Consider the following 16,356-nt stretch of genomic DNA (forward strand, 5'->3'; position numbering starts at 1 on the left):
TCCCAAAGGGAACGTTCCTAATTCTTTATCACTTCTGTCTAAGGTCCACAGGCATAATTTTGTCTCCTTTTCCGATGGTTCGTTCTGCTCTTATTATTTCTATCGTTCGGCATGAGATGATGTTTGGCGGAAGAAGAATATGACTTTCTTCCCAATAACGGAGATCCAGGGAGAACTGAATCAAACAGCATTCCTGGAGATCGCTGAGAGTGGAAATTCAGTGCAATAAGAATTAAAGAGGTAGTGTGGTAGATGAAGTTGAACGAACTTAATTGGAGGATGGCTCTGATTGCCCTGGCGGCATCCTGTCTGCTCATATCTGGGGCATTGTCCATGCCCATGGATCGAGGAATGGGAATGCATGCACGTGGGATGATGATCTCCGCTCCACTCAATGTCACCTCAGAGGAGCTGGGAAACATGACCCTGGGGGAGATAAAGGAGCTGGAAAAGAGCGCTCTTAACAGCTCTTTAGAAGAGGAAATGCCCTTTTGCGGAAGGATGAATGCCATGGGCGGGGAGTGGATGGACTTCCGGGGTGCTTCGCCTGCCGGATTTTGCGGGTTTGGCATCTTGGGATGCGGCTTTACCCCTGTATCGCTTATGGATGACATCACTAGTGAGGAGCTGGGAGAGATGAGCCTCAATCAGATCCTGGATCTGTATGATCAGAAGACCGATGAGCTTGAGAGCATGACCCTCAATGAGATCCGGGATCAGTGGAAGACAAAGGTGGAGGCTCAGAACAATATGACCATAAATGAGCTGGTAGATGAGGCCAAAGATATGCAGGCCAAAGAAGGAATCATCAACTGGGTCTCGATCCAGTACCGCCGTCTTGTGGCCTGAGCTCACTTGACATTCGCCCCGAAATGGTGCACGGCAGAGTCGCAATCTGCCGTTCACCCTTTTTTCTCCCCCTTGGAGATGTTTTAAATTGATTGAGTTGCAGTAGCTATTTGGCAGGCGAATCTCGATGAATGAAGTTGGCAGAGGAATTCTCTATCTGGGACTGGCGGTGCTGCTGGCAGGCCTGATATCTGTTGGCCTTGCGAATGCGGTTCAGGCCGATCAGATGGAAGGATTTGACGGCGGCAATGATCAGATGAGCCCGGAGAGAAGAGGCGGCGAGGAGCTTTATCGGAATCCGGATATCCCTATGGGTCTCCCGGTTGATCTGCTGTTTAGCGGCCACGGGTTTGCCATTAGGGGAAATGAGTCCCATCCCATCCGATTGAAGGTGGAGGTTCTGCTGCCCGTGCAGCCTGAGCAGATCCGCGAGCTAGTGGCCTCCAACAAGAGCCTGAAGGAGATCAAAGACGACATCCGGGAGAATGTGGGAGACGAGGTCCACCGGGGGAGCCTGATATTCGACCGGAGACTGTATGCGGCCATCAATTTCAGTTCCCTTCCCGGCTCGAACAACTCCACCCTCCTTGAGGCCGACCTGGCCGACCTGAACTCCCTCTCCGCAGGCAATGATTCCGCCATTCTGGGCAGGATCAATCTCACCATATCATCCTGCATCGAGGGCACAACTGGCCGGGGTGATCTGGAGATCGACCGCCCTCCGCATGAGGGCAGATACTTCGTCCTGCTTGACATGGAGCCTCCAAAAGAAGAGAACTGGCGCTCAAGATCGCAGGCAGAGGGGCCGGAACCGGGGAAAGAGGACCGATGATCAGGCCCAGGAGACAAGAACCTCGTCCGTCCTGTACCCGGGCCGAACATGGGATTGGTCCAGAGGGGTAGAGATGCCGCTCTTGAGCATCAAGAGGCCGGTGTAGGCGATCATGCTGCCGTTATCCCCCATGAACGAGCGGGGCGGTAAGAAGAACTCCGCTCCCCTCTCGTGGCACATGATTCTCATCATCTCCCCCAGGCGGGCGTTCGCTCCCACTCCTCCCACCAGCATGGCCTCCCTCTTCTCGGCATGGGCCATGGCCCTCTCCGTCACCTCCACCAGCATGGCGAAGGCAGTCTCCTGCAGGCTATAGCAGACGTCTTCCAGATCATGCTTTCCTGCTGCCTCGGTTGCGGCGGTGGACAGGCCGGAGAAGGAGAGGTCCATGCCCTTCACAGTATAGGGGAGGGGAATGTAATTTTTCGCTTTCCGAGCCAGCTCCTCCACCTTCGGGCCGCCGGGATGGGCAAGGCCCACAGAGCGGGCGAACTTGTCGATGGCATTTCCCACGCTGATATCCAGGGTTTCGCCGAATATCCTGTATCTTCCCTGGCGCAGGGCCAGGACCTGGGAGTTGGCGCCGCTCACGTAGATCACCGCGGGATCGCGGGCACCCGACTGCCATTTGCCTACCTCGATATGGGCGACGCAGTGGTTAACCCCCACCAGAGGAATATCAAAACGCAATGAGAGGGCCCGGGCGGCAGTGGCTACTGTGCGCAGGCAAGGCCCCAGGCCCGGTCCCTGGGAGAAGGCCACCCCCTCCAGCTTCAGTCCCCTCTGCCGAGCCTGGGCGAGGACATCTCCCACCACTGCCCTCATGTGCTCGGCATGGTGCTGTGAGGCCTCCCTGGGATGGATTCCTCCCCTGGCCGGGGTGTAAGTAGCGCTCTTCTCATAAATCGCCCCCGACTCATCCACCAGTGCGGCGCTGAGGTTCCAGGCAGTTCCTTCCAGGCCAAATATGATCATTCTCGATCTTGCTCCTCGATCCATTCAGATATATCTCAGGCCGATGTCCTTTCGGTAGCGCATTCCGTTGAACCGGACCCGTTTGATGTTCTCATATGCTTTTGCCCTGGCCTCGGCCAGGCTCTTGCCCCGGGCTACCAGGGTGAAGACCCGGCCGCCGGTGGTGTACAGCCTCCTGTTGCCCGCCGAGTCGGTGCCCCAGGCGGTTCCATTGTGATAGACTATGACCTCCGGGTCCACCCTCTCCAGGCCATTGATGGGCATATTGGTGTAGTGCTCGCCCGGATAACCGGGCCTCTCCGGGCCGGTTGATGAGAGGGGCTTGATCGCCCGGCCGGATATGGCGCATATGCCCAGGCAGAAGTCGTCTGACCATTGCAAAGGAAGCTCATCCAGCCTTCCATCCACCACTGCCATGGAAAGCTGGTAGAAGTCCGTCTGGAGCCTGGGAAGTATCACCTCTGCCTCTGGGTCTCCCAGCCTGACATTGATCTCGAGGACTGCTGGCTCCCGATCCTCAGAGATCATCAGGCCGAAGTAGATCACTCCCCTGTACTCCTGGCCGGAGCTCTCTTTGAAGCCGCGCACCGTGGGGAGAGCGATCTTTTTCATTATCCTCTCCGTCAGCTCCTCGTCCAGCCAGGGGTGAGGGGAGAAGCCTCCCATGCCACCGGTGTTTGGGTTGTTGTCCTGGTTGGGATTACCTGCCAGCTTGTTGAAGAGGCGGATGGCCACACTCTCATCCGAAGAGAAGGCCTGCTTGTAGTCCAGTGCTGATTGCATCGCCTGGACGGTGTGGCCGTCGCTCAGGGCGAAGAACATCAGCTCTCTGCCCTCCAGCCGATCTTCGATCTCTATCCGATCTCCTGCCTCGCCAAAGAGCCTGGGGCTCACCATGATGCGCTCGATGGCGGAGGCGGCCTCCTCCGGGGTAGCGCAGACGATGGATCCCTTTCCCGCCGCCAGGCCGTCCGCCTTGACCACCAATCCTCTTCCCGGCTCCTCGGAGCAGCGCTGCTGAACGTACTCTTTTGCCTCCCGGGGATCGCTGAAGTTCTGGCAGGGTGGGACCGGGACACTGAGCTTTTTAAGGAGATCCTTGGTCTGGCATTTGCTGTTCTCGAGCACTGCTGCCTCTCTCTTCGGCCCCAGTATCCTCTGGCCGTCCTCCTGAAATATATCGACGATTCCCTCGGATAGATAGCCTTCTGGACCTACGAAGGTGAGATCGATTTTCTCTTTTTTCACAAAAGCGAGCAGCTCGCTGATGCTCCTGGGCACTTTACCCTCGATCGCCGCCAGGCGGCACTTATCCATCATCTCGCTGCCCGCATTGCCTGGGGCCACATAGACCCTCTCCACCGACCCACTCCGGGCAAAGGCATGGGCTATGGCATTTCCTCTGCCTCCCGCATCCACTACCAGAACTCTATTGCCGGACATCAGATTCATTTTAGGATTTTAACCCTAAATAAGCATATTTGCCTCTGGGAATTATGGTGGCGGAGCGATGCTAAATGGCCTCGTTTCCCATCAGTTAGCTATTTAAAACACCAGGTTGAGGCAGAGGCAGTAGTCCTGTATCTTCATTGATGCCCAGGCACGGCTCTGGCCCCATCACCACAAGATTCTGCAGGTTGCAGGATGACTTGCGCCTCGCGCAGGAGATGATAACCGAATGTATTCCCAAGAGCAGATGCTTAAGATCATTCAGGAGAAGAACGTTGAGTTCCTCCGGTTGCAGTTCACAGACATATCGGGAATAGTGAAGAATGTCGCCATTCCCGCCACCCAGATGGGAAAGGCTTTGAAGAGCGGCATCTCCTTTGATGGGTCATCCATCGAGGGCTTCGCCAGAATTCAGGAGTCGGATATGGTTCTCCGGCCCGATCTCTCCACGTTCAGCCTCTTGCCCTGGAGCACCAAGGACGATGTCAATGAGGCTCGATTGATCTGCGATGTCCATCTTCCCAATGGACTGCCTTTCGAGGGTGCTCCTCGCCGGGTGCTGTACCGTCAGCTGGAGCGGGCGAAGGAGATGGGATTCAAGATGAACGTCGGCCCGGAGCTGGAGTTTTTCCTATTTGAAAAGGGAAATGGCGGCTCTGCTACCACTCCACACGACTTTGGGGGCTACTTCGACCTCGGCCCGGTGGACCTGGCAGAGGATGTGCGCCGGGAGATAACCAGGGCTCTGATCAAGATGGGCTTCACCATCGAGGCCTCTCATCACGAGGTTGCCCGGGGCCAGCATGAGATAGACTTCGTCTATGACGATGCGATCAAGAATGCCGATAAGGTGGTCACATTCAAGTACGTCACCAAGACCATTGCCATGCGCCAGGGCTTGAGGGCGACATTCATGCCCAAGCCGGTTTACGGCGCAGCAGGCAGCGGAATGCATGTCAACATCTCCCTATTCCGGGGCCTGGAGAATGCTTTTTATGATCCCGAGACTCCATTGAACATCAGCGATCTGGCCAGGTTCTTCGTGGGCGGCCTGATAGAGCATGCCAGCGCTATTACCGCCATCGCCAATCCCCTGATCAACTCCTATAAGCGGCTGGTATCCGGGTTCGAGGCTCCCGTCTATATAACCTGGTCCGGGCCGAACCGCTCCTCGCTTATTCGCATCCCCTCAGGCCGGGGCCTATCCACCCGCCTGGAGTTCCGATCCCCTGATACCAGCTGCAATCCCTATCTGACATTCGCCGTCATCCTGGCAGCAGGCCTTGACGGAATAAAAAGAGGCATTGATCCCGGCGATCCCGTGGATTTGAATGTGTACCATCTCACAGCAGCAGAACGAAAATCCCTGGGAATCCAGACACTGCCCTCCAACCTGAAGGAGGCTCTTGACCACCTGGAGGGGGATAAAGTGATACGCGAGGCCCTGGGCGAGCATGTCTATGAGAACGTCATGCGATTGGGCATGCTGGAATGGGAGGAGTATAACAAATTCGTCCATCCCTGGGAGATCGACAGATACATCAATACCTATTGAGTGAATTTTGGGCATTGATTTTTTGCCCGCTCATTTTTCTGGCGTTTTATATGGCCCTGCCAGAAGCTTTTAGCAGATTTTTCTTGAAAAAAGCATTATGCAGATCTGGCACAGAGCCCCTCATGTCGCTGCTTCACCCGAAACGTATATATTTAGCATCATCATTATGGGGTCCGGGCCGGTAGCTTAGTCAGGCAGAGCGAAAGGCTCTTAACCTTTAGGTCGGGGGTTCAAATCCCTCTCGGCCCGCTTTAAAACCGGGGCTGTGGCCTAGCCAGGTAGGGCGATGGGCTCCAGCGGTATATTTGATGATGAGCAACGGGTCTGCTGAGATCTCTCGACGGGGAGGTCGTTGATGATCCGTTGGAGCACTGAAATGGGTTGTTACGGCGGTGAAATCGCTGTAAGAACTTCAGTATCGGAGATACCCGTCGATCGTGAGTTCGAATCTCACCAGCCCCACATTTTTTCCCTGGTCCTTTCCACAGCGTTTAAATATCTATGATATGAACTGACTGGGAGGTGCCGAGATGTACAGTGATATTCTCACCATTTGCTGGTCCATAAAAGAGGTCAATAGAAACCTCAGCGACAGGCAAGCCACATCGGATTACTCCATAAGGTATCTTAAAAAAGGATGCTCTGACCTGGCACTCATGATGCGAGAGTTGGGACGGGCTCTTCCGGATGATAAGATCGAGGTGATCGACAGGAACGGCCAGAAGAAGTCATTCTCCATCAACGAAGTGTCGGATATGCTTTATGATACGAAGAAGATCCTGGAGTTCAACCTTATTGACAACATCAGCCGTTGGGCCGAGGCGCGCAAGCTCGCATGAACTGGATCTAGAAAGCGGAAGTTCCTCGATCAGATAATCGCACGCCTCAGGACTCATAGGGCTCATCACCACTCAGAACAGCTCGATCATCATCGGCGTTGCGTTCCAATTTTTATCTTTTACACATTTCTATAATCAATTTTTCCCTTGGGCAAGGTTGATCAGTTGCTCTATCCCTGCTAGGTTTATGCTTCGACTGGGTATGCATGTCTCCATTGCCGGCGGCCTGGAAAAGGCGGCAGACAGAGCGCGGGAGAAGGGCTGCGATGCCTTTCAGATCTTCACCACCAATCCTCGTAGCTGGAGGTCCAAGCCCATTGCTCAACAATCCATAGATCTCTTCTCCTCCCGGCTCAAAGAGTATGATCTGCATCCAGTCGTATCTCATATGCCCTACCTTCCTAACCTCGCCTCCCCTCGAGATGAGGTCTACTCGAGGTCGGTGCAGGCTCTGACCGATGAGCTGGTGCGCTGCCGACTTCTGGGCATACCATATCTGGTGACCCACCTGGGAAGCAATCTGGGCGCAGAAAAGAAAGATGGCAGGGAGAGGATAGCTGAGGCCTTGAAGAAGGCCATCGCTGATTCCGGGGGCGATGTGATGGTGCTCCTGGAGAACGGCGCCGGGACAAAAAATAGCATGGGAAGCACCTTTAAGGATATTGCCTCCATCATCGAGTCCCTTCCCGGCCAGTCCCGCAGCCTTGGGGTGTGCCTGGACACTTGCCACCTTTTTGCTGCTGGATACGATCTTCGCACCCCCCGCGCCCTGGAGAGGACTTTGGAGGAGTTCGATTGCTGCATAAGCTCAAATCGGCTCAAGCTGGTACATCTGAACGACTGCCAGGGCACCCTTGGTTCGCACCTGGACCGACATGAGCACATAGGCCTGGGACAGATCGGCCTGGAAGGCTTCCGGTCAATCGTCTGCCACCCCTCTCTGCGAGAGCTGCCGATGATAATGGAAACGCCGGTGGACTCGCGACGGGACGATAAAGCAAACCTTCTAGTGGTCAGAGCTCTTGCGTCACTGATCGAATAGCTTCTCTACAACGAGCATCAGGGCACCATTGGATATGGGCTTGACCAGATAGCTGCTCGCCCCCAGGTCATAGCATTTCTGTATATCCTGATCCTCGTTCGAGCCGGTGAGAATGACTACAGGTATATCTTTGAGCCTCTGCTCCTTCTTGATAAGGGTGAGAAGGTCGATGCCGCTGATGTCGGGCAGGTTTATGTCCAGCAGGATGAGCTCGGGCAGATCGCTTCCGTTCATGCTCTGCAGGGCTTCTAGTGCCTCCTTGCCATTGGTGGCGACGATAAGGTTTCCATTTAGCTCATTGTGCTTCAAGACCCGCCTGGTAAATGCGATGTCCTCGGCATTATCCTCTACCAGTATGATCTTAATTTCGCGATCCATTAACTCACCCATGCCGACCCATGATCATGCACCCTATATTCGATTTAAACCTCGGGTCCATAATTGAAACTACTTGCAAAAATAGTTATCCCACTGAAGGGAAGAGCCAGAGCTGCCAGGCAGGTTATTGGCAAGTCCACAGTGAAAAATCTGACGAACCACTATCGATCACCAGCGCGGGAAAATCACCTGCCTACTTATGGTCCCTCATCTCTATGAACCTGGAGATCCTTCCGCGGGAGAGAAGAGCCACTCTGCTCAGGGGCACATCCGCCTCGGGATGGTAGCCCAAGAGCCCGGCCAAGGAATCCGCCAGGGCCAGGATCTCTGAGTGCTGGGGCATGGCCGTCCTCTCCAGCCGGGTCCGGGAGCGGCCAAGGTGCATATAGGCCTTCAGCTCGACGAAATCCGGCTCAGCATCTCCGATCAGCCGGGCATAATCATCGAGCCCTTCCATGTTTTGGCCTCGAACCAGGGTCATGCGGATAACGCTGCGGCATCGGTGCTCCTTCAAGAGCTCGAGGGACTCCAGGATCCTCGGCCAGAGGTCCTTTGAGGGATTGCATATCTGGCGATACCTCTCTTCATCTGGGGCATTGAGGCTGAGGTAGAGCTGGGTTGGTCTCAGCTCCGCCAAAACCTCGGGACGGGTGGCATTGCTGACCAGAAATGATGTCATGCCCCGCCTTGAGACCAGATCGATGAACTCTTTCAGGTAGGGGTAGAGGGTGGGCTCTCCCATCAAGGATATGGCCATATGCTTAGGCTCGCGAGCCTCCTCCAGGCGCACTGGATCGGTGGTTGAAGATCCCCCGTAGCCGGATATAAACCTCTGCTGGCCCCGCAGTATCCCTTCCAGAAGCTCAGCAGGCTCCATGGGTTCCTTTCCCGGTATTGGATCATCTATCGGCCTCCAGCAGTGCAGGCAGAGGTGATTGCACTCAAGCGTTGGCGTCATCTGCACACAGCGGTGACTGGCTATGCCGTAAAAGTGGTTTTTATAGCACTGATCGCCACCCCGCATGGAGCGATTCAACCAGAGGCAGGGCTTGACCGCGCCAGAACCCACAAGGTGATAGCCCTGGCGGGCAAGGGCCTTCTCTGCCATTGTGTCTTGCATGATATTCCTCCAATACAAAGTCATAAATCCCTGACGGCTCAACTATTGCGCAGTGGTCGAAATATCCCGATGGGCTTTGGTCCTTTTGATGCTGTTCATTTGCTCTGCAACCGCCGCAGAGCCAGATGAAGATCACCATATAAAGCTAACAAAGGAGGTCGTAGCATCAGGGGATATCATCTCTCAATTGATATCTGGAGAGCCTGTGAGGTATGATAATGTCACTATATCCGGCTCACTAGAGCTGGCAGAGCTGCAGGGATCATTGTCGCAGCCCGTGAGGATTACCAACAGCATCTTCTTGGGGCCGGTAAGGTTTGCTGCGGCGAGCTTTGATGAGCCAATTGACCTGCAGGGGTGCATCTTTCGGGATAACGTGGACTTCTTTGGTTGCCGATTTGCAGGGGGGGCCGGATTTGCAGGGGTCACCTTCGAGGGTCAGGCAGATCTTCGCAACACCTATTTCGGCGGGCAGGCCTCATTTCTGAGCGCTCAATTCTCTGAAGACGCCAGCTTTAGGAACAGCCAGTTTGCTGGAGATGGCATCTTCCTCAACAGCAGCTTTGCCCGGGATGTGGACTTCGATTTCGCTCAGTTCCAGCGGCTGGCCTCTTTTGCAGATGCCAGGTTTGTCAATGTGAGCTTTCTGGAGACCCAATTCGGCGGCCACACATCATTTTTGAATGCTGAGTTTCATGGCAATGCGGCCTTCGCCGCCACCAGATTTGTCGGCAGTGTGGTCTTCCGCGAGGCCGGATTCCTCTTGGGGAGCACCTTTGGCCTCTCCAGCTTCGGGGGGCTGGCAGATTTTACCAATGTCTATTTCAACAAAACAGCCTACTTCGGGGGGGTCAAGTTCACCGACCTGGCTTATTTCGTCAATGCCCGGTTTGATGATGACCTGAACATGGAGGATTCCAGGCTCTATAACATGCGTCTGGACAACGTGAGCCTTCAGGAAGACTCGAAGATCAACCTCAACAACTCAGATTTCACCAAGCTGGAGGTTCGCTGGGCGGTGATAAAGGATCGGCTGGTTTACAATGGCGCCGCTTATCTGGCCCTGGTCAAGAACTATAAGAGCCTGGAGTGGTTTGACGATGCCGACGACTGCTACTATCAGTACCGCAGAATAGGGCAGGACCAGGCACCCTGGGGCTGGGGAAAGATCTCGGATCTGATCTCCTGGCTCTCCTGCGGCTATGGGGTCCGGGTGAGCTATACCGCCTTTTGGTGCCTCTTTACCATTCTGTTCTTCGGGGTGATCTTCTGGGCAGGAAAGGGGATGAACAAGTTCGAGATCGAGGGGATGGAGCTTCCTGGAGACCATCGCCTGAGGCCCACAGCGAGGGTATCTTTCACCGATGCCCTTTACTTTTCCATCGCCATGTTCACCACCTCCCAGGCACCGGTCAACACTTATCCCGTGGGCTTCTACCGCCACCTGGCCATGGCAGAGGGAATCCTTGGATGGTTCTTCCTCGGTCTGTTCGTAGTAGTATTGAGCGGCGTTCTCATCCGCTAAAATGGAATTGTTGAGCAAAATCCGAGCCGCCGATCCGGAAAGGTTGATATATCTGTTGGTTAAACCAGGAGAGTCCAAAAGAAGGGCGCGTGGCCTAGTCAGGATAAGGCGGCAGCCTCCTAAGCTGTAGATCGGGGGTTCGAATCCCTCTGCGCCCGCTTGCTTTTTATTTATCTGGTTGGACTCAGGGAACGATCTTGGATATGGCCAGCTCCAGAATATCCTCCGCACCCGACTTTTTCAGCAGGGGAATGAGCAGGTTGACCTGGGATCGGTCCACCACCGTCTCTATGGCATAGTAATCGGTGCTGTACAGCTTGGAGAGGGTGGGCCTTTTCATGCTGGGAAGCATGGATATGACGGCATCCAAGGCGGCTTCTGGCACGTTCATCTTCAAGAGGGTCTTTCCTCGCGCCCTCATAACAGCCAGGAGGAGTGTCTGGACTGCGGAGATGTCATCGTGTTTCTCCTTATCGGCAAAGCTCTTCTTATTGGCTACCAGCTCTGAAGTCGACTCCAGCATGACATCGATGATCTTCAGGCCGTTCTTCTTAAGGGTAGAGCCGGTCTCGGTGAGGTCCACCACAACGTCGGTCAGCTCGGGAACCTTGGCCTCGGTGGCGCCAAAGGAGAACTGGATATCCACTGGAATTCCGAGGTTTGAGAAGTAGGCCCTGGTCAGATTGGGATATTCTGTGGCCACCCTGCTGCCCGGCTTTATCATTCGGGCTGAGCTTATCTGGAGGCTCTCCGGCACGGCCACCACCAGCTTCACCGCCCCTGGCCCCTGCTTGCCATAGTTCAGATCGGCTACCCTGGTCACAATGGCTCCGGACTCCATGATCCAATCTGTGCCCGAGATCCCCAGGTCGAAGTAGCCCTTGGCCACATATCCTGGTATCTCCTGCGGGCGGAGGATCTTCACCTTGCCTATGCGCGGATCATCTACGCGGGCGTTGTACTCCCGCTCAGTTCTCTTAACCTCCAGCCCCGCCTGCTCGAAGAGCTGCAGGGTCTGGTTTTGCAGGCTGCCCTTGGGAATAGCGATGTCAATCATTTCTTGGTCTCCTCTCCAGCAACATATTTCATCTTTCGCCCGATCTGATAGCCCCTTTCAATTTATAACCAATTCCATTGGCTTGTCAATTGTTAAAAACAGTCCCTCCCGGCTCACAATATTTATAAATAACTACTGTGATACCATTTTTGTGAATGGGGGAAGGGGAGATTATGTCAGCAGTGATCATCTCGGATACGCACTTTGGCCTTGATTCATCCACACTCAGCGATCCTTCTAAGGTCGATCGGTTGATGAAGGAGATATCGGTTTATGGGGGAGGATGCGACCAGGTCATCTTATTGGGAGATATATTCGATTTCTGGAGGGTGCGGCCTGAGAATGCCCTGCGAGAGTCGGTTCCCCTTTTAAAGAGGTTGGGCGAGGAGGATCTTAAGATCCACTATGTGGTGGGAAATCACGATCATCATTTGGTGGTGCAAAAGCAGGAATCGGACTTCATGGAGAGGACTGCGCGTGGCGACCTTTTTCCCGTATACTCGCCCTCTTTGCGCTGGCGCCAGACCATAAACGGCCTGAACATCGATATGCTCTACCCCACCTACCGCATCCGCTGCTGCCACCGGACGGTGCTTTTCACTCACGGCCACCACCTTGCCGGCATTCATATCTTCACCATGCAGATGGTGGAGAGGATTCGCCGGCTTTACGGAGAGGAGCTCCTCCCCGCGGACCTGGAGATGATGATGGCCTATGCTTATGAGAGCATCTACCGCTCCTCATACATCGGCGAGATGGTCTCCTTTGAGGAGAGGGTCTGGAAGGCATCCAGCCTTTTGCAGAGGATCACCACCGGGGTCTTTCATGATCGCCATATCGCCTCGGTGGAGGCGCAGTATGAGGCCATAGAGAGATTTATTCGCGACAGGAATCTGGGTGAGATCGACTGCTTCATATATGGGGATACCCACCGGGCAGGGATCTTCCAGAGGATGGGGGGTCCATTGGCGGTGAATGCTGGAAGCTTCACCCGGGTTCCAGGAAAAGGCTCTCGCATCAAGACTCCAGACACTTACATCATTCTCGATGAAGATGGCCTGGCTTTAAGGCAGCTGGGAAAGGCCGAGCCCCTATTTCTATGCGAGCTTTTATGAATTTCTGGATCATATCCACTCATATCGTGATTGGAGAAGATTATTATAATCGTGGCCTGCCTTTCATAATCGATGAATCTAATGGATGCCCTGAAAAGCAGAAGGTCGATCCGAAGGTATCAGTCCCGTCCCATCCCCAAAGATCTGGCCGAATCCCTGATCGATGCCGCCCAGACTGCACCTTCTGCGGGCAACCTCTCCGCCAGAAGATATGTCCTGGTGAGCAATGAGGATATGAGGCGGCTTCTGGCCGCTGCCGCCTACGGCCAGCAGCATATCGAAGAGGCTCCTCTTCTCATCGCGGTCTGCGCTGATGTGAAGGCATCCAGCGTTCGCTATGGCAGCCGGGGCGGCCTATATGCCATCCAGGATGCAGATGCAGCAACGATGTGCCTTCTCCTGGCCGCTCATGATGCCGGCCTGGGGGCCTGCTGGAATGGGGCATTTGACGACGACATGGTCCGCGAAGCCCTCCATTTGGAGGATGATGTCCTGCCTGTGGCCATAGTCTCCCTGGGCTGGCCCGAGGAGAGCCCGGCCCGGCCGGAGCGCACGAGGCGTGTTGGGGAGGTCAGTTGGATAGACTAGCTGCCGGGCTGCGCAGCATTGCAGAGGCGATCCTCATGGGAGAGATAGGGGATGAGGCAGCTCTTGAGGCGGCCAAGAAGAGGCTCTCAGCTCAACTGGGCCTGGCCTCCTTGCCCAGCAATGCCGATATCCTGGGCCAGGCAAGGGCTGGGGAACGAGAGTCTTTGAAGATGCTGATCAGAAAGCCGACTCGAACCCTCTCCGGGGTGGCGGTCATCGCTGCTATGACCTCTCCTGCCCGCTGCCCTCATGGGACCTGCGTCCCCTGCCCGGGGGGAATCTTAAACCTCTCGCCCCAAAGCTACACTGGCAAGGAGCCGGCGGCACTTCGAGCCGAGCAGCACGGTTTTGATCCTTATGAGCAGGTAACGGCAAGGCTAGCCCAGCTGGATGAGATCGGCCACCCTCTGGACAAGTCGGAGCTGATCATCATGGGGGGGACGATCACCTCCCGTCCCCTGGGATATCAGAACTGGTTTGTCAAGCGCTGTCTTCAGGCCATGAACGACTTCCCCGACGTACGGGAGAGCTCTGGCTGGCAGCCCTTCGAGTCGGTGGCCAGGGCGAATGAGTCAGCTCTGGTCAGAAACATCGGTACCACCTTTGAGACCAGGCCGGACTGGTGCCGCCCCCGGGATATAGAAGAGATGCTGCGGCTGGGGGCGACCAAGGTGGAGCTGGGGGTGCAGAGCCTGGATGAGGACCTGCTGGTGAGGATGAAACGGGGGCATACGGTCGAGGATGCTGCCCGGGCCAGCGCCAACCTGCGAGAGGCAGGGCTGAAGGTGGGATTCCACATGATGCCCGGCCTTCCCGGCTCCAGCCAACAGCGGGATCTGGCTGTATTCAGGGCGCTCTTCTCCGATAGCCGTTTTCGTCCTGACTACCTCAAGATTTATCCCACACTGGTCATCGAGGGTACAGAGCTATACCGTCAGTACCTGCGGGGTGAGTACACTCCTCTGGGGGATGAAGATGCGGCAGAGCTAGTCTCACGAATCAAGGAGATCCTTCCCCGATATGTCCGCCTGCAGCGGGTGCAGAGGGATATACCATCCCCACTGATCGTGGCTGGTGTGAAGAAGTCCAATCTTCGACAGCTGGCCCGGCAGAGGCTGGAGGATAGGGGCAGCAGCTGCCGCTGCATCCGCTGCCGGGAGGCGGGATTGAGACGGGTGGTCCAGGCCGAACCCAGGCTGGTGCACGAATCCTATATCGCCTCCGGAGCGAGAGAGCACTTCCTCTCCTTTGAGAGCGAGGATGATGTCCTGGTGGGATTTTTGCGCCTGCGCCTGAGCACCTCCGCCCGGGTGCGAGAGCTGCATGTCTACGGCCCCATGGTTCCCATCGGCAAGAGGAAGGACGGATGGCAGCATCGGGGCTATGGAGCCCGGCTGATGGAGGCGGCGGAGAGGCTGGCCCAGGAGGCGGGGTATCCCCTGATAGAGGTCACCAGCGGCATAGGGGCGAGGGGCTACTATCGCCGGCGGGGGTACGATCTATGCCCGCCTTATATGGTAAAGAGGCTCAGATAGAATGCAGCAGAGGCTGGATTGCCCCTCATGCACTGCCGAGCCGGATTCACCACAACCTTTAAATTCAGTGCCCTGAAGATCATTTGCGATCTGAGGAATTAAATTATGCGTTGGCAAGGCAAGATAGGAAGGAAGCTCACGGGCGGAAAGTTGATTTTGGCCCGGGGCAAGAGGAAGTTCGAGATTGGAAGAGAGCAGAGCGATACCACTATCGGCGAGGTGAGGATCAAGAAGGTCCAGGTCCGGGGCGGAAGGGAGAAGGTTAGGATGCTGCGGGGCAATATGGTTGCAGTCGCCGATCCCGTAACCGGTATGAGCAAGATGGTCAAGATCGAGACGGCAAAAGAGAATCGGGCAAATCTGCACTACATGAGAAGGAACATTCTCACCAAAGGCGCTGTCATCAAGACGGAGATCGGGGATGCCAGGATAACCAACCGGCCCGGCCAGGATGGCATCATCAATGCCGTACTGCTCCCATCTGAGTAGAATTCATTTTTGTTTTGATGTTCATTGTGTTTCGCTGCAGCTGTGGACGGCATCTGTACTCTCCGGATGATGCCAAGACCAGAACCTGCCCCTGCGGAAAGAGGACGGCCTTGAGCAGGGTGAGGATTCTGGCCACAGCCCCCGATGCCCGCGCTGCGGGCGAGATTGTGAGAAGGCTGCAGCTGGGCGATTCCGGCCTGACCGGTTTCAGTCAGGCAAAGCTTTAGAATTTCATTTATCGCCCTCTTGAACTTCTCCGGGGGATGATGGCAAATGAGGCCTGGGTTAAAGAGAGCGGTGTGCCGTCATCTCTGCTCGTCACCCTGCCCTCAACGAAGGCCACCCTTCTTCCCTTCTTAACCACCTTCGCCTGGGCGGAGATGCAGCCTTTTTTAATCCCCTGCAGGAAGCTGGTGCTCTCGGATATGGTGGCTATATCCTCCTCCTCTTCCAAGACTGTGAAGAGGGCCAGGGCCATGGCCTCATCGCATAAGGCAGAGTAAAGGCCTCCCTGTAGCCATCCCACTCCATTCAGCATATCCGGCCGGACGGGCATGAACAGCACTGCCTCTCCCTCTCCATAAGAGCCCAGCTCTATTCCCATCAACCGGAAGAATGGATTGGCATCCCTGCCCAAAGCCTGGATATTTGCTAGATACCTCATCTTCATCGACCATGCAAATCCTGGAAAACTGCACTTAAATAGCTGGTGGAAAGATAAGTTATGGTTTATGACCATTCTCATCGGCTGCAGCGGTTGGTCTTATGAAGATTGGGTGAGAGGGAGAAAAGGGAGGATGACTTCCGCCTGAACCGCTATGACTATCTTTATCCCATCGAGCAGCTCGAATCCTGGATTCCAAGGAGTGAACTACCGCGTCCTGAAGGGCGCGGCTTCCCACGTCATCGCCAAAACTTGCATCACGGATATGTGATGTAGCGGTTTTGGTTCTATGGGCGCTACGGGCTGTTCCATCCCTGTGATTAGTATGTTCCTGGAAGCATTGT

The 16,356-nt window shown here is 55.3% G+C and carries 17 protein-coding genes and 3 tRNA genes; 14 read left to right on the forward strand and 6 right to left on the reverse strand.

Annotated elements, in window-relative coordinates; translation table 11 throughout:
* The first annotated feature begins 252 nt into the window (after positions 1-252).
* A complete protein-coding gene (locus BP822_RS11105; protein WP_013719499.1) occupies positions 253-849 on the forward strand; it encodes a hypothetical protein in 597 nt (198 codons plus the stop codon).
* A 127-nt stretch (positions 850-976) separates the two neighbouring features.
* A complete protein-coding gene (locus BP822_RS11110; RefSeq protein ID WP_286878298.1) occupies positions 977-1,681 on the forward strand; it encodes a hypothetical protein in 705 nt (234 codons plus the stop codon).
* On the opposite strand, the gene BP822_RS11115 is transcribed toward BP822_RS11110, so the two are convergent.
* Together BP822_RS11115 and purD are read right to left on the reverse strand one after the other, a co-directional pair.
* A complete protein-coding gene (locus tag BP822_RS11115; RefSeq protein WP_157863957.1) occupies positions 1,682-2,656 on the reverse strand; it encodes a bifunctional N(6)-L-threonylcarbamoyladenine synthase/serine/threonine protein kinase in 975 nt (324 codons plus the stop codon). It lies immediately after the preceding gene.
* Positions 2,657-2,680: 24 nt separating this feature from the next.
* Complete coding sequence (gene purD, locus BP822_RS11120) at positions 2,681-4,099, reverse strand: phosphoribosylamine--glycine ligase (RefSeq protein WP_286878299.1); 1,419 nt, start codon at positions 4,097-4,099, stop codon at positions 2,681-2,683.
* 235 nt (positions 4,100-4,334) lie between these two features.
* Here purD and glnA point away from each other — a divergent pair, with 235 nt between their 5' ends.
* From glnA to BP822_RS11145, 5 genes are all read left to right on the forward strand, one after another.
* Positions 4,335-5,660 carry a type I glutamate--ammonia ligase gene (gene glnA, locus BP822_RS11125; protein ID WP_013719503.1) on the forward strand — a complete coding sequence of 442 codons (1,326 nt, stop codon included), beginning with the start codon at positions 4,335-4,337 and terminating at the stop codon, positions 5,658-5,660.
* A gap of 175 nt (positions 5,661-5,835) precedes the next feature.
* Positions 5,836-5,909, forward strand: a tRNA-Lys gene (locus tag BP822_RS11130).
* Between the two features lie 10 nt (positions 5,910-5,919).
* Positions 5,920-6,122: transfer RNA gene (locus BP822_RS11135), tRNA-Trp, on the forward strand.
* A 68-nt stretch (positions 6,123-6,190) separates the two neighbouring features.
* Positions 6,191-6,499: a hypothetical protein gene (locus BP822_RS11140; protein WP_013719504.1), complete on the forward strand. Its 309-nt coding sequence runs from the start codon at positions 6,191-6,193 to the stop codon at positions 6,497-6,499.
* Between the two features lie 187 nt (positions 6,500-6,686).
* Positions 6,687-7,541: a deoxyribonuclease IV gene (locus tag BP822_RS11145; protein WP_273278189.1), complete on the forward strand. Its 855-nt coding sequence runs from the start codon at positions 6,687-6,689 to the stop codon at positions 7,539-7,541.
* On the opposite strand, the gene BP822_RS11150 is transcribed toward BP822_RS11145, so the two are convergent.
* Together BP822_RS11150 and twy1 are read right to left on the reverse strand one after the other, a co-directional pair.
* Positions 7,527-7,919, reverse strand: a complete 393-nt coding sequence (locus BP822_RS11150) for a response regulator (protein WP_013719506.1) — start codon at positions 7,917-7,919, stop codon at positions 7,527-7,529. The genes BP822_RS11145 and BP822_RS11150 overlap by 15 nt on opposite strands.
* A 193-nt stretch (positions 7,920-8,112) precedes the next feature.
* Positions 8,113-9,039, reverse strand: coding sequence for a 4-demethylwyosine synthase TYW1 (gene twy1, locus BP822_RS11155; protein WP_013719507.1), 927 nt, complete (start codon positions 9,037-9,039; stop codon positions 8,113-8,115).
* A gap of 205 nt (positions 9,040-9,244) precedes the next feature.
* On the opposite strand from twy1, the gene BP822_RS11160 reads away from it, so the two are divergent.
* On the forward strand, positions 9,245-10,564 hold the full coding sequence (locus BP822_RS11160; RefSeq protein WP_276619734.1) for a pentapeptide repeat-containing protein: 1,320 nt from the start codon (positions 9,245-9,247) through the stop codon (positions 10,562-10,564).
* Between the two features lie 83 nt (positions 10,565-10,647).
* A tRNA-Arg gene (locus BP822_RS11165) sits at positions 10,648-10,722 on the forward strand.
* Positions 10,723-10,748: 26 nt separating this feature from the next.
* Here BP822_RS11165 and hisG read toward each other — a convergent pair.
* Positions 10,749-11,621, reverse strand: coding sequence for an ATP phosphoribosyltransferase (gene hisG, locus BP822_RS11170; protein ID WP_286878300.1), 873 nt, complete (start codon positions 11,619-11,621; stop codon positions 10,749-10,751).
* Between the two features lie 173 nt (positions 11,622-11,794).
* Between hisG and BP822_RS11175 the strand changes: the two genes are divergently transcribed.
* The 5 genes from BP822_RS11175 (at position 11,795) to BP822_RS11195 (ending at position 15,575) form a co-directional block, all read left to right on the forward strand.
* Complete coding sequence (locus tag BP822_RS11175) at positions 11,795-12,736, forward strand: metallophosphoesterase (protein ID WP_276837157.1); 942 nt, start codon at positions 11,795-11,797, stop codon at positions 12,734-12,736.
* A 72-nt stretch (positions 12,737-12,808) separates the two neighbouring features.
* Complete coding sequence (locus BP822_RS11180) at positions 12,809-13,324, forward strand: nitroreductase family protein (protein WP_286878301.1); 516 nt, start codon at positions 12,809-12,811, stop codon at positions 13,322-13,324.
* Positions 13,312-14,859 carry a tRNA uridine(34) 5-carboxymethylaminomethyl modification radical SAM/GNAT enzyme Elp3 gene (locus BP822_RS11185; RefSeq protein ID WP_286878302.1) on the forward strand — a complete coding sequence of 516 codons (1,548 nt, stop codon included), beginning with the start codon at positions 13,312-13,314 and terminating at the stop codon, positions 14,857-14,859. The genes BP822_RS11180 and BP822_RS11185 overlap by 13 nt, the downstream gene beginning before the upstream one ends.
* Positions 14,860-14,964: 105 nt before the next feature.
* Positions 14,965-15,348: a 30S ribosomal protein S8e gene (locus tag BP822_RS11190; RefSeq protein WP_013719513.1), complete on the forward strand. Its 384-nt coding sequence runs from the start codon at positions 14,965-14,967 to the stop codon at positions 15,346-15,348.
* Positions 15,349-15,365: 17 nt separating this feature from the next.
* Positions 15,366-15,575 carry a DUF1922 domain-containing protein gene (locus tag BP822_RS11195; RefSeq protein ID WP_048132172.1) on the forward strand — a complete coding sequence of 70 codons (210 nt, stop codon included), beginning with the start codon at positions 15,366-15,368 and terminating at the stop codon, positions 15,573-15,575.
* Between the two features lie 8 nt (positions 15,576-15,583).
* Here BP822_RS11195 and BP822_RS11200 read toward each other — a convergent pair whose 3' ends face one another.
* Positions 15,584-16,012, reverse strand: coding sequence for a PaaI family thioesterase (locus BP822_RS11200; RefSeq protein WP_286878303.1), 429 nt, complete (start codon positions 16,010-16,012; stop codon positions 15,584-15,586).
* Positions 16,013-16,356 lie beyond the last annotated feature (344 nt).

The organism is Methanosaeta sp. UBA458, from assembly GCF_002496085.1.
Lineage (GTDB): Archaea > Halobacteriota > Methanosarcinia > Methanotrichales > Methanotrichaceae > Methanothrix > Methanothrix soehngenii.

Bases quoted from the DNA above. Each gene is read 5' to 3' on its own strand.
- BP822_RS11105 (WP_013719499.1), top strand. From the start codon at position 253: ATGAAGTTGAACGAACTTAATTGGAGGATGGCTCTGATTGCCCTGGCG.
- BP822_RS11110 (WP_286878298.1), top strand. From the start codon at position 977: ATGAATGAAGTTGGCAGAGGAATTCTCTATCTGGGACTGGCGGTGCTG.
- BP822_RS11115 (WP_157863957.1), bottom strand. From the start codon at position 2,656: ATGATCATATTTGGCCTGGAAGGAACTGCCTGGAACCTCAGCGCCGCA.
- purD (WP_286878299.1), bottom strand. From the start codon at position 4,099: ATGTCCGGCAATAGAGTTCTGGTAGTGGATGCGGGAGGCAGAGGAAAT.
- glnA (WP_013719503.1), top strand. From the start codon at position 4,335: ATGTATTCCCAAGAGCAGATGCTTAAGATCATTCAGGAGAAGAACGTT.
- BP822_RS11140 (WP_013719504.1), top strand. From the start codon at position 6,191: ATGTACAGTGATATTCTCACCATTTGCTGGTCCATAAAAGAGGTCAAT.
- BP822_RS11145 (WP_273278189.1), top strand. From the start codon at position 6,687: ATGCTTCGACTGGGTATGCATGTCTCCATTGCCGGCGGCCTGGAAAAG.
- BP822_RS11150 (WP_013719506.1), bottom strand. From the start codon at position 7,919: ATGGATCGCGAAATTAAGATCATACTGGTAGAGGATAATGCCGAGGAC.
- twy1 (WP_013719507.1), bottom strand. From the start codon at position 9,039: ATGCAAGACACAATGGCAGAGAAGGCCCTTGCCCGCCAGGGCTATCAC.
- hisG (WP_286878300.1), bottom strand. From the start codon at position 11,621: ATGATTGACATCGCTATTCCCAAGGGCAGCCTGCAAAACCAGACCCTG.
- BP822_RS11175 (WP_276837157.1), top strand. From the start codon at position 11,795: ATGTCAGCAGTGATCATCTCGGATACGCACTTTGGCCTTGATTCATCC.
- BP822_RS11180 (WP_286878301.1), top strand. From the start codon at position 12,809: ATGAATCTAATGGATGCCCTGAAAAGCAGAAGGTCGATCCGAAGGTAT.
- BP822_RS11190 (WP_013719513.1), top strand. From the start codon at position 14,965: ATGCGTTGGCAAGGCAAGATAGGAAGGAAGCTCACGGGCGGAAAGTTG.
- BP822_RS11195 (WP_048132172.1), top strand. From the start codon at position 15,366: ATGTTCATTGTGTTTCGCTGCAGCTGTGGACGGCATCTGTACTCTCCG.
- BP822_RS11200 (WP_286878303.1), bottom strand. From the start codon at position 16,012: ATGAGGTATCTAGCAAATATCCAGGCTTTGGGCAGGGATGCCAATCCA.